This is a genomic window from Vibrio gelatinilyticus (assembly GCF_022836845.1).
In the GTDB taxonomy this organism is placed as follows: Bacteria; Pseudomonadota; Gammaproteobacteria; order Enterobacterales; family Vibrionaceae; genus Vibrio; species Vibrio gelatinilyticus.
The window spans coordinates 179775-192527 of record NZ_JAJNNZ010000001.1 but is presented as its reverse complement, the minus strand read 5'-3'; the positions used below and the strand labels follow the sequence as shown (position 1 = coordinate 192527).

General features: G+C 44.1%; 9 protein-coding genes. 5 read left to right on the top strand and 4 right to left on the bottom strand.

Features of this window, described 5'->3' with window-relative positions:
* Positions 1-69 precede the first annotated feature (69 nt).
* The 3 genes from LNL84_RS00855 to LNL84_RS00845 form a co-directional block, all read right to left on the bottom strand.
* Complete coding sequence (locus LNL84_RS00855) at positions 70-1053, bottom strand: lipid A deacylase LpxR family protein (protein ID WP_244354331.1); 984 nt, start codon at positions 1051-1053, stop codon at positions 70-72.
* A 218-nt stretch (positions 1054-1271) separates the two neighbouring features.
* A complete protein-coding gene (gene pflB / locus LNL84_RS00850) occupies positions 1272-3548 on the bottom strand; it encodes a formate C-acetyltransferase (RefSeq protein WP_244354329.1) in 2277 nt (758 codons plus the stop codon).
* A 267-nt stretch (positions 3549-3815) separates the two neighbouring features.
* Entirely contained in the window at positions 3816-5363 is a 1548-nt protein-coding gene (locus LNL84_RS00845) for a DUF3360 family protein (RefSeq protein ID WP_244354327.1), read from the bottom strand.
* Positions 5364-6158: 795 nt separating this feature from the next.
* On the opposite strand from LNL84_RS00845, the gene LNL84_RS00840 reads away from it, so the two are divergent.
* The 4 genes from LNL84_RS00840 (at position 6159) to LNL84_RS00825 (ending at position 9340) form a co-directional block, all read left to right on the top strand.
* Positions 6159-6929 (top strand): ABC transporter ATP-binding protein, encoded by a 771-nt coding sequence (locus tag LNL84_RS00840; RefSeq protein ID WP_244354325.1) that lies wholly within the window; start codon positions 6159-6161, stop codon positions 6927-6929.
* A 109-nt stretch (positions 6930-7038) separates the two neighbouring features.
* Positions 7039-7809: an ABC transporter substrate-binding protein gene (locus tag LNL84_RS00835; RefSeq protein WP_244354323.1), complete on the top strand. Its 771-nt coding sequence runs from the start codon at positions 7039-7041 to the stop codon at positions 7807-7809.
* Between the two features lie 107 nt (positions 7810-7916).
* Entirely contained in the window at positions 7917-8657 is a 741-nt protein-coding gene (locus LNL84_RS00830; RefSeq protein WP_244354321.1) for an ABC transporter permease, read from the top strand.
* A gap of 2 nt (positions 8658-8659) precedes the next feature.
* Positions 8660-9340 (top strand): ABC transporter permease, encoded by a 681-nt coding sequence (locus LNL84_RS00825; protein WP_244354319.1) that lies wholly within the window; start codon positions 8660-8662, stop codon positions 9338-9340.
* A 193-nt stretch (positions 9341-9533) separates the two neighbouring features.
* Here LNL84_RS00825 and xthA read toward each other — a convergent pair whose 3' ends face one another.
* Entirely contained in the window at positions 9534-10340 is an 807-nt protein-coding gene (gene xthA / locus LNL84_RS00820; RefSeq protein WP_244354317.1) for an exodeoxyribonuclease III, read from the bottom strand.
* 269 nt (positions 10341-10609) lie between these two features.
* Between xthA and LNL84_RS00815 the strand changes: the two genes are divergently transcribed.
* A complete protein-coding gene (locus tag LNL84_RS00815; protein ID WP_244354315.1) occupies positions 10610-12727 on the top strand; it encodes a methyl-accepting chemotaxis protein in 2118 nt (705 codons plus the stop codon).
* The last annotated feature ends 26 nt before the right edge of the window (positions 12728-12753 follow it).

Below are 12753 nucleotides of genomic sequence, written 5' to 3'. Positions count from 1 at the left end.
ATAATTCTTGTTTGCAATCAGTACCACATGTCAGGTGGTTTTCATCGCTGATTTTGTGCCTGTTTGCGATTAGAAAAATGCAAATAGGGAAATTGCGCCGTTACCATGAATGCCATTTGAGGCTTGCTTATAGTCGGCATTTTTGCCCGTTAAGGTTAGACTGGCCCCAACGTGGCGATTATACCATGCTATACCAGTAACCAACGTCGTTTGCAGATGTTGCAAATCCACATCGTATCGATCTTGTGGTTCTGGTAAGGCAGAGCGAGCTCCTTCAATGGTATGGTCGTTAAATCGATAGCGTAACTCTGCGCCAATAAAGCTAAACCAAGCTGAACCCGAAGTGCCAATCATCCCGGCTTTAAATGGATTTTCGGCACTAATGTTAGCTGCGCCAAAGTTATTGTGCAGATCCGTACCAAACCGCAACATGAATCCGGTGGAGACATCACTGCGAAAGTTGCCAATATTGGCTTCAGACACATTAGATAATTCCCAACTAGAATTACTCAAGATCTGCTTTCTCAGCAAATTAAAATGAGATAGATAGCCTAGGCTACCAACCACTTTGTTGTCAATTTGATACTCCCACCCCTGTGGTTCGCTAGAGCCGACTATCGAATGCACGATTCTTTGGGCTTTATCTGCATATGAGTTCTCACCAGTTGTGCCAATCGTTAAGTTAAAGCGGTGAGCCTGCTCTGGGTGAAGGCTGATGTAATTGAACTCACCATGAAAATAACCAGCATAAGGGCGATCGTTTTCCAAAGGGTACGATGCCTCAATATCGGTTGGTGTCCATATCTTGTGTCCAAGTTGAACTTCCACTTTGTCTAATGACGATGCTCCCCAATAGGACAGACTCAATGGTTGAAATAACCAGTATGGTTTAATGGAACCGGAGGTGTAGCTGACAAAAATACCGTTGCTGTAGTCTTCATCTGAGCCATAGATGCCGTCGTTATCAAGAGCGAAGGAAACGGTCGCGAGTTCCGACGCAGTAACAGCCGCAGAAAACGATAGTAAGGAGGCAGCGATATAATGGTATTTCATAGTATTAACGAGGCTCTTCAAACATAGAACAAGTAATGAGTACTTGGTGATGATGTCATGTAATCATAAAAACAAACAAGCAGTGAAGAAGCGTAACTGGAGCAGTATCGTTGATATATTGTAACTAAGTTTGTCCCGGAAAAAGTGGAGGGGGGAGATGGTTGAATGAATAAAAAAAGCCTCGCAAAAAGCGAGGCTTGATATTGCTGAGCTCTCTATTATAGAGATTCAGTGAACGTACGTGCGATTACGTCTGCTTGTTGCTCTGCTGTTAGAGAGTTAAAGCGAACGGCGTAACCAGATACACGAATGGTTAGCTGAGGGTATTTCTCAGGGTGCTTAACTGCGTCTTCTAGAGTACCGCGGTTAAGAACGTTCACGTTAAGGTGTTGACCACCTTCAATGCCAGCTTCGTGGTGGAAGTAACCATCCATTAGGCCTGCAAGGTTAGCACGTTGGCTGTCTTCTTCTTTACCTAGCGCGTTAGGAACGATAGAGAAAGTGTAAGAGATACCATCTTGTGCGTCTGCAAACGGTAGTTTACCGACAGAAGTCAATGAAGCTACAGCACCTTTTTCGTCACGACCGTGCATTGGGTTAGCACCAGGAGCGAAAGGAGCACCAGCACGACGACCATCTGGAGTGTTACCTGTCTTCTTACCATAAACCACGTTTGAAGTGATAGTAAGGATAGACTGTGTAGGGATAGCGTCACGGTACATCTTAAGCTTACGGATTTTGCCCATAAACGTAGAAACAAGTTCACATGCGATATCATCAACGCGTGCGTCGTTGTTACCGAATTTAGGGTAGTCGCCTTCGATTTCGAAATCAATTGCGATGCCATCTTCGTCACGAACTGGTTTCACTGTTGCGTATTTAATAGCAGACAGAGAGTCAGCAGCAACAGATAGACCTGCGATACCACATGCCATAGTACGACGAACGTCACGGTCATGTAGAGCCATTAGAGACGCTTCGTAGCTGTACTTATCGTGCATGTAGTGGATGCTGTTTAGCGCAGTCACGTATTGCTTCGCTAGCCAATCCATAAATGTGTCTAGGCGACCCATTACGTCATCGTAGTTAAGCACTTCGTCAGTGATCTTGTCGCCAACTGGGCCAACTTGCATTTTAAGCTTCTCATCAACACCACCGTTGATTGCATAAAGCATGGTTTTTGCAAGGTTAGCACGAGCGCCAAAGAACTGCATTTGCTTACCAACGATCATTGGCGATACACAACAAGCGATAGCGTAATCGTCAGAACCTAGGTCAGGACGCATTAGGTCATCATTTTCGTACTGGATAGAAGACGTATCGATAGATACTTTCGCACAGAACTTCTTGAAGCCTACAGGCAGTTGCTCAGACCAAAGAACCGTGATGTTTGGCTCTGGAGAAGGACCCATAGTGTATAGGCTGTTTAGGAAACGGAAGTTAGTACGTGTTACTAGTGTACGACCGTCGATACCCATACCACCCATTGATTCTGTTGCCCAGATTGGGTCACCAGAGAACAACTCATCGTATTCAGGCGTACGTAGGAAACGAACCATACGTAGCTTCATTACGAAGTGGTCAATCATTTCTTGAGCTTCAACTTCAGTGATTTTGCCAGCAGCAATATCACGCTCGATGAAGATATCTAGGAAAGATGAAGTACGACCTAGAGACATTGCTGCGCCATTTTGTGATTTAACTGCAGCTAGGTAGCCGAAGTAAGTCCACTGGATAGCTTCTTGAGCAGTTTGAGCTGGCTCAGAGATGTCAAAACCGTATTTCTCAGCCATAACTTTAATTTGGCCAAGTGCGCGGTGTTGCTCAGAGATTTCTTCACGAAGTTGCATGGTTGCTGCTAGGTCTTCGCCGTTTTCGAAACGCTCTTGAAGAGAAGCAAATTGAGCTTGCTTGTCTTTCATTAGGAAGTCGATACCGTAAAGTGCCACACGACGGTAGTCGCCAATGATACGGCCACGACCGTATGCATCAGGAAGACCAGTCAGAACACCGGACTTACGACATTTTAAGATATCAGGCGTGTAGATATCGAAAACGCCAGCATTGTGTGTTTTACGGTATTCAGAGTAGATTTTTGAAACCATTGGGTCGAGGGTACGACCATATGCTTTACAAGAACCTTCAACCATGCGCACACCACCGTTAGGGATGATTGCACGCTTAAGTGGCGCTTCAGTTTGAAGGCCAACGATAGTTTCTAGATCTTGCTCAATGTAGCCTGCATCGTGTGCAGTGATGGTAGAAATAACAGAAGTATCGAAATCTACAGGCGCTTTCGTTGCGTTCTCCTGCTTGATACCTTCCATTACTTTAGCCCAAAGCTTGTTTGTTGCTTCAGTACCTTCAGAAACTAGGAAATCTTCGTCACCTTCATAAGGAGCATAGTTCTTCTGGATGAAATCACGAACGTTTACTTCGTTTTGCCACTCACCTGCCGCAAAACCTTCCCAAGCTTTAGCAAATTGCTCTGCCATGACATACCTACCTTTTTAGTAGTAAAAACACGTACTTTTCACTGTTGAGCCAGTGTTCCCTTTTTGATAGGGACAGTACACACATTAATAAAAATATTTATAATCAATATAGCTAGCTTACTAATTATAGATATTGTTACTCAACTTGTTGATCTCAAGGTTACACTAAAATTATTCTGCAAAACTTAAACTAAATCAATAAAAATTAAAAAAGAAAGATAAAAATTTGGGTAGTGACAAGCACTACCCAAAGATTTCACTAACGTTTTACAAGAACGCTGGGATCCCGTACTGGCTCTCAAGCATGCCAACAGCAAGCATTGCTACCAAACATACAACGAAGACGCCTACAGGAATGATGACCTTATCGATGAAAGATAGTCGAGAAGCTCGCTCTTTGTCACCAATCAAGCCGTTGTTATCTAAGAACATGGTCAGTGCCCATGCTAGAACAGGGTTAGCAACAACAGAAGCGAAGATACAGATACCAGCTGATTGTGAGTCTTTAGTTTCACGAACCATTTGCATACCAGCTTCAAGTAGCGGTAAGAATACACCGACTAGAAGCGCTACACGCATTACTGGCGGCCATACAGCGACATCCATTGGGAAGCCAAGAATCGCAACGATAATACACAGTGAACCTAGTAGAATCGCACCAGCGGGGATAGGGCGCTTAGCGATAGCCGCTGGGATCATATACGTACCCCAAGAAGAGGTGATGTTACCACCACCAACCGCAGTACCAACCATTTGACGGATAGAACACATAGTCATTGTGTCATCGACGTCCATCAGCACTTTTTCAGTTTTACGAGGGTAGTTCAACTCTTGGAAGATACGGTGACCAAGGAAGTCTGGAGACCACATTGCAACGGCAAGAATCGCAAACGGTAAAGACGCAATAAAGTGAGACAGCGTTGGCAAGCCAAGCATCCAACCTTCCGTCTCGCTGCCCCACCAGTAAACTGGGTTTAGGTTCGGCAAGCCCATTTCTGTTTCAAACGTTAGGTCGAAACCTGCACCTAGAGCTAAGGCAATAATAAGACCAGTGATGGCGCACACAGGAATCGCAAGCCAACGCTTGTTGAACTTAGCCAAAAGAGCATAAATAGCAATGTTGATGCCTAGCACAACAAGGCCAACATAACCCATACTGCCCGCTGCGATATCCGCAGACTGTAAGCCTGTTGCCCATGACTGAATAGAACCAATTTGACTCATTGCCCCGGTAAAACCAAGGAATATCAATAAACCACCGGCTGTTCCTTCCGAGGTCAGATTGACCAGTTTGGAACCACCTTTAAAGTAGCTTAAGAGTAAACCGAAAACACCCAGTAAAATGGCAAGAGCTAGTGGGTGAGCACCAGCAAGTGCGATAGAACCAATTAATGGAATCATTGGTCCGTGGTTACCTGCTAGGTTAGCTCTAGGGTTAATAAAGCCAGAAGCAAGAACACAAAAAAGGAGGGCTGGAATAAGCATTTCGACACGGGCGACTTCAATGGCGAACTCTTTACCAAGCTCTACGTGGTCCCACGCAGCGGTAAGGCCGTCAGCCCAAGACATCATAACCGCAGAGTACATCGCAATAATGCCGATGGTACCAGCAAGAGCGGGAACTAAATCTTCAAGTTCGAATCGGAAATCTCGTCCAGGTAGATTAAGTCCATAACGACGTGGCTTCATGATTTGAAGTTCGTGATCGAGATATTCAGAGCGGCTGGCAAATTCAGATGATGGACGGTGCAGTTCTTGATAACTCTTTGTCTCGATATCCGAATCAGAATGCGCTTTATTCACTGCGTCTGACATAGAATCCTCATAGTTTTAAAGTTGATTGTTCTTGTTATGCCACGAAGAGTAGATAAACGTAAAAAAAGGTAAATCTACAGCACATGTTATACGTGCTTTAGAATAGACGAGATTTACCAAGCAGAGTTGATTTCTTCGTACCATGTTCTTTCGCCGAGTCTAACAAGCAACGCTAAGAACATGATTGATCTTGATCACTTAATGAAAGATAGTGAAATAAAACTACAACTAATGGTTAAAGATTGACAACTTCCCACTAACTAACGTAATTCTCTTTCAGTCATAAAAGTAAATGAACACTGACTTTTATGAAAATTTATCCAATGATTTCCGACGCCTTCTTCAAGAGAGCCAACTCTCAAAGCAGCGGCGTTCGTACGCACCATTAAATCAAGTCATCGCCAATTACGTTCGATACATCCTATTGCAGTTGGTGGCAATTGGGTTAAAAACCTTATTACTATCTGCAAGGTAACACAACCGACTAGCAGGTATTGCCCTGATAACGAATTCATCTACATAACCCACAGTTATTGTTACAAAGTCTTATCAACATCAGACTTATCGTTTACGTGGTGTAAGTGATTAATTGTGCAACATACTATATAGCTTATGCATTATATTTAGGTTAATTTGCTTTTTATTGCATATTTCTTCGGATATAATGCCTAAATTACGCTGGCAAATAGGTTAATAATTTGTTGCAAAACCCAGTTTGGGGTGCTAGCGTGTACCGAATAAATAAAAGGTCGGAGTACCTTGGCAGTCACAGATACGACAGGGAGTACAAGCGCAATGAATGATGTACCAGCGCTAGACATAAAAGAACTGCATAAGACATTTGGACAGAACAAAGTTTTAAAGGGGATTTCCCTTGCTGCCCATAAAGGTGATGTCATCTCAATTATTGGCTCATCAGGTTCAGGGAAAAGTACATTTCTTAGATGCATTAACTTATTAGAAACACCAACGGAAGGCGAAATTTGGGTAAATGGAGAACTTATCCAAATGAAGAACAACCGTCTGGGTGAATCTATACCTGCCAATGAAAAACAAGTTCAGAGAATCCGCTCTCGTTTAGCTATGGTGTTTCAAGGTTTTAATTTATGGTCGCATATGACTGTACTAGAAAATGTCATTGAAGCCCCCATACACGTGCTAGGCGTTCCCAAAGCACAGGCGTTAGAAAATGCAGAATTACTTTTGAAAAAAGTAGGTTTGTATGAACGCAAAGATTACTACCCTGGTCACCTTTCTGGAGGTCAACAACAACGTGCAGCGATTGCTCGTGCGCTCGCCGTTGACCCAGAGGTCATGCTATTCGATGAACCAACCTCCGCGTTGGATCCTGAGCTTGTTGGTGAAGTTCTTGGGGTCATGCGTGATCTTGCTGAAGAGGGAAGAACAATGTTGGTAGTTACCCACGAAATGGCGTTCGCAAGAGATGTATCCAATCATGTTATGTTTTTGCACCAAGGTTTGGTTGAAGAGCAGGGCGATCCTGCGAAACTCTTTACCAACCCTGAATCAGAACGACTTCAGCAGTTTATTTCATCAATTTACTGATTAATGGCACATTTTCTGTGTCATTTTATTGGCAAAATTAGGCCTTTGGCCTAGCTATATAAAACGCAACATCAAAAATAAAGAAACATCCAATCACAGGAGTATGGAAATGAAAAAGTGGTTAGTAGTAGCGGCAATGATTGCGACGACAGCAACTGGCGTAGCGCAAGCAAAGGAATGGAAGACGGTACGTTTTGGTATTGAAGGTGCTTATCCTCCATTTAGCTGGACAGAAGCTGATGGCTCTCTTAAAGGTTTTGACGTTGACATGGCAAATGCGCTGTGTGAAGAGATGCAAGTGAAATGTAAAATCGTACCACAAGATTGGGATGGTATTATCCCGTCACTGCTTGCACGCAAGTACGATGGGATCATCGCAGCAATGTCGATCACTGAAGAGCGTAAAAAGAAGATTGATTTCACTGGTAAATACGCGCTTATCCCAAATAAATTCATTGCTAAGAAAGGCGCTGGTCTAGATTTTGACAATCTTGATGGCGTTAAAATCGGTGTTCAGCGTGCAACAACGCACGACAAGTACATCACTGATAACTACGGCGGTAAAGTTGACATCGTACGTTACGGTTCATTCGATGAAGCTTACCTTGACCTAGCTAATGGCCGAATTGCTGCGGTACTTGGTGACGCGTCTGCACTTGAAGAAGGTGTACTTAATAAGCCAGGCGGTGAAGCGTATGAGTTCGCTGGCCCATCACTCACGGATCCTAAATGGTTTGGTGAAGGCTTTGGTATTGCCGTACGTAAACAAGACAAAGATCTTACAAAGAAACTTGATTCTGCAATCGATGCGCTACGTGCCAGTGGCGAGTACAAAAAAATTGCTGCGAAATACTTCAACTACGATGTATATGGCGAGTAATCTAAATTACCTGCTAAATTAGAATAAGAAGTATTGATTACACAAGAGCTAGGGCCTTGCTCTAGCTCTTGTCTTACCAACATTTTGTTGTGCTGTTGGAAAGGACTATGCTGGATTTACAAGGATATGAAGCCTCTATATTTAAAGGGGCCGTACTCACCATAGAAGTGGCTCTGCTTTCTCTTTTGCTTGCTATGGTATTGGGCATGTTAGGCGCGCTTGCAAAGCTAGCACCTTATCGTTGGGCGCGAGCAATTGCGACCCTTTATACGACTGTCATTCGAGGGATACCCGATCTCGTTTTAATGATGTTGATTTTCTTCGGCGGTCAGATTCTACTCAATAATAGCCTCTACGCCATTAATGAATGGCTCAACGAATGGTTCACAGCCAGTGACCCGAGCCATGAGTGGACGGCATATCTACCCGACTACATTGATGTATCACCTTTCATTGCAGGCGTGCTTACCATCGGATTTATTTTCGGAGCCTATATGGCCGAAACTTTTCGTGGCGCGATCATGGCCGTTGATCAAGGTGAAATGGAAGCAGCGAAAGCTTATGGAATGAGCGGACCAATGGCGTTTCGACGAATTCTACTGCCTCAAATGATACGCCATGCTTTACCTGGATTTGGCAATAACTGGCTCGTATTGCTTAAGACAACCGCTTTGGTATCGATTATTGGCCTTGAGGATATGGTTCGGGTGAGTTCCCTTGCCGCAGGTTCGACAAAGATGCCATTCACATTCTATATGTCCGTCGCCATTATTTTCTTGTTATTCACTAGCATTTCGACAGGTTTCCTAAAGCTGGTGGAACGTAAATTTAGTATTCACGTGAGGTAGATATGGACTTTTCTTTGATTATCGAGAGTTTTCCTATCTATCTAGGAGGACTGTGGACGACGACTTGGTTAGTGTCGCTAGCGCTTGTAATTGGTTTATGTGTTGCGATTCCGCTTGCCATTGCAAGAAACAGTGAAAACTATTTAATTAGCCTGCCATCGTGGGCGTATATCTACTTTTTCCGTGGCACGCCATTACTCGTCCAATTGTATTTGATCTACTACGGTATGGACCAATTTTTTCCAGTAAAAGACACGCTTTGGGAAAACGCCTGGTTTTGCGCACTAGTGGCGTTTGTTTTAAATACATCAGCGTATACAGCAGAAATTATACGTGGTGCTATTAATGGCCTGCCTAAGGGTGAGGTAGAAGCAGCCAAAGCCTATGGCATGAGCCCTTGGAAAACCTATCGTCGCATCATTTTGCCAAGTGCACTGAGACGAGCACTTCCTGCTTACAGTAACGAAGTCATTTTCATGCTTCATGGCTCCGCAGTGGCGGGTATTGTGACGATTATGGACTTAACGGGTGCTGCACGTTTAGTTAACTCTCGATACTACGCGCCCTTTGAGTCATTCCTGACCGCTGGCTTGTTCTATATGGGACTGACTTTCATTATTCTTTGGGTCTTTAAGAAGGCAGAAAAACGCTTCCTAGCCTACATGAGACCGCTTGAATCTTAAGAGGTCCTTTTACTATCACGCTATGATCCCGGCTTTCGAGTCGGGATTTTTGTTTAAGCTGCAATAAGGATTGTCATCCCCGAATTTTCGGTGAGTAGATTCCCGCTCGGAGGCGGGAATGACAGACATTATAAAGGGTATGACAGGAATTATAGCGGGAACGACGATGTGTGAACTTTTAGTTAGCGCCAACTTACCCAAACGTTGACCAAATCGGAGCATGATCAGACGGCTTTTCAATGCCACGTAGCTCATAATCAATACCCGCTTCGCTGCACTTCTGGGCAAGGCTCTTCGTTGCCAATACCACATCGATACGCAGTCCGCGATTATCATCAAAACCACGTGAACGATAATCAAACCAAGAGAACTGGTCGTTTACTTTAGGGTGCAGTTGGCGGAAGGTATCAACAAAGCCCCAATCAAGTAAGGTTTGTAGCCACTCACGTTCAACAGGTTGGAATGAACATTTGCCTGTTTTTAACCAACGTTTTCGGTTTGGTTCACCAATACCAATATCTAAATCGATAGGGCTGATATTAATATCACCCATGACGATGAGGTTCTCATCGCTGCTGTGGTGACCATTCAAATACACCATTAAATCTTTATAGAAGGCTTCTTTATAAGGAAACTTAGTCTCATGGCTAATATTATCCCCTTGTGGAAAATAACCATTGAGTACTGTTGTTTTGTTTCCCGATTCATCTTCAAATGTCGCCATAATCATGCGCTTTTGATGTTCTTCATTGTCGCTTGGAAAGCCTTTCTGTACCGATACCGGTTCTTGCTTACACAGCATGGCCACGCCATAGTGAGCCTTTTGACCATGGAAGTAGACGTGATATCCCATCGCTTCTACCGCTTCGATTGGGAATGCTTCGTCATGGACCTTTATTTCTTGTAGGCCAATCACATCGGGCTGATGCTTGTCGATGATAGCTTGTAATTGGTGTAGTCGAGCTCGTAACCCGTTGATGTTGAAACTGATAACTTTCATTGAATATCGTTTTCCTTTTTTATTGTGGTTTGATGTTAACAGTCCACGGCGAATAGATACAGTATGGAAAGCTAGCCTATTAACTGACATGGGAATTATGTTGTAATAAAAGCTCAATAAATGGAGACTTCTGCCGTTAACTTGACCAAGAGTAAACCATTGTCGTTTATCTAAGTACTAAGTAATCAGCTATAACTCACTCAAATACTTGCACCGGTATAACATTGGTGCGGGTACTCGGGTAATCGTTTGCAAAATAAGGATGTAATATGCGAACTTTGTCTGTTCAATGGAAGATCACGCTACTAGCGGGGTGCTGCCTCCTTTTCACCTCTTTGTGTTTAATTGGTTTTTCTCTCTACAATGCTATCAACAGTCAGCAAACCATCAAGGCGCTGAGTAATGAATCGGTAACGGATAAGTCACAAGCGTTGTTAGAAGCCAGAGCGGAGATCAATGCTAGAGAAGTGAGCGACTACTTTAACGAAGCCAGTTATCGTGCGGAAATGTTGGTGGCTAATACCAAGTTCCAGAAATTGAACGCAGAAGAAAATTTTATGGCTAGCGAAGATTTACGTACAGCGCTAGATGAAATGATAAGACAGGCCGTTATTGGATTTGAAACAATACAAGGTGCTTATTTGGTCTTCCAGCCAAATGCATTGGATGGTGAAGACACCAACTACAAAAATGCTAACTATGTCGGGTCGAATGAGCGAGGCCAGTTTGCAACTTATTGGAGAATTGCTGATACGGGCGAAAACGCCTACCGTGAAGTACTCAGCGAAACCGCCCTTAATGATCTTCAAGAGGGCGAGCGTTTTTATTGTCCAATCGCGACCGAATCGGCGTGTGTGAGTACTCCGCGCATTCATGATGTTGCTGGAGAGCAACAGTTGACCTCATCTTTGTCGGTCCCCATCATTATTGATTCTGTTGTTGTCGGCTTATTAGGTATCGATTTGCAGCTGACTCAATTGACCGAAACCGCTTTGGATTCGGATGGACGTCTATTCCAGGGCAGTGGCTCTGTTAACATCATAAGCCTAGATGAAACCGTCATCGCGACTGATGATCCCAATGTGGCCGCAGGTACGCCTTTTAAAAGCAAGATCTTAAGTAAAGATCAGGTGACGGATTTGTTGTTTGGCGAAGAAGCGGCGGCTTTGTGGAGCGCCGATGGTGAATGGTTAACCGTGTTCTCACCAATAAAAATCGCCAATCAAACTTGGGCTGTGTTGTTTGATATGCCTCGTAGTAGCGTTCTCGGCGATGCGATTACTTTAGAGCAAGTCATTTCGGCCAAACTCGAAAAGGGCGTTATTACCGAAATTGTGGTTGGTACAGTTCTATTGATGCTCGGGTTGGGTGCAATCACGATGTTGTCATACAGCATTGTAAAACCTATCAGAGCAGTTGTTAGCCGTCTAGAGGACATCGCGTCTGGAGAAGGCGACCTGACCCAGCGATTAGATGTGAAATCAAAAGATGAAATTGGCCAACTCGCGACTCAATTTAATGCCTTCCTTGATAAGCTTCAGGGCATTATCCAACAGGTCATCGACACGACCGAACAAGTTGCCAGTACAACAGAAAAATCAAAGTTGACGGCTGCTCAAACTCGTTCAAGCAGTGAAGCACAATTTAGAGAAGTGGATCTGGTTGCGACGGCGTCAGAAGAAATGACACAAACGGCTTCGTTAGTGGTTCAGAATGCGCAAGTTGCTGTTCAAGCGGCTGCGAACGCTAACGACTCCGCGAGTCAAGGTCAGGAAGTGGCGGAACTTTCGGCCGCCGAAATGGTTCGACTGGTTGAGCAAATGAAGAAAACCGTTCCGGTCGTTGAAGAGCTTGCTCGCAACAATGCTAACATTACCGAAATTTTATCGGTGATAGAAGGCGTCTCAGAACAAACCAATTTACTGGCTCTTAATGCGGCAATCGAAGCGGCTAGGGCCGGAGAGCAAGGGCGTGGCTTTGCGGTTGTTGCTGACGAAGTGCGCAGTTTAGCGAGCAGAACCCAAGATTCAGTCGGCGAGATCCGCTGTGTCATTGAGCAAGTCCAGCATGGCACAAAAAATGTTGTCGATGCGATCCAAGAAGGCAGTGAGTTGGCGGACAACACTGCAAGTCATGTTCAGCAGGCTGTGACCTCGTTAAGCCGGATTTTTGAATCAATCTCCGCGATTAACGATATGAACACTCAGATTGTTAAAGCGGCTGAAGAGCAACAGGCAGTATCGAGTGAAGTGAATCTTAATGTATCGAATATTCGCGACCTAAGTGCAGCAATACTCGAAAAAGCTGGGGATTCAGAAAAGGTGGGTAATGATATTTACAACCTGTCACAGACACAACAAACGTTGATTAAACAGTTTAAAGTGTAATTTAATCTAGCTCGCTGTGACTTAAC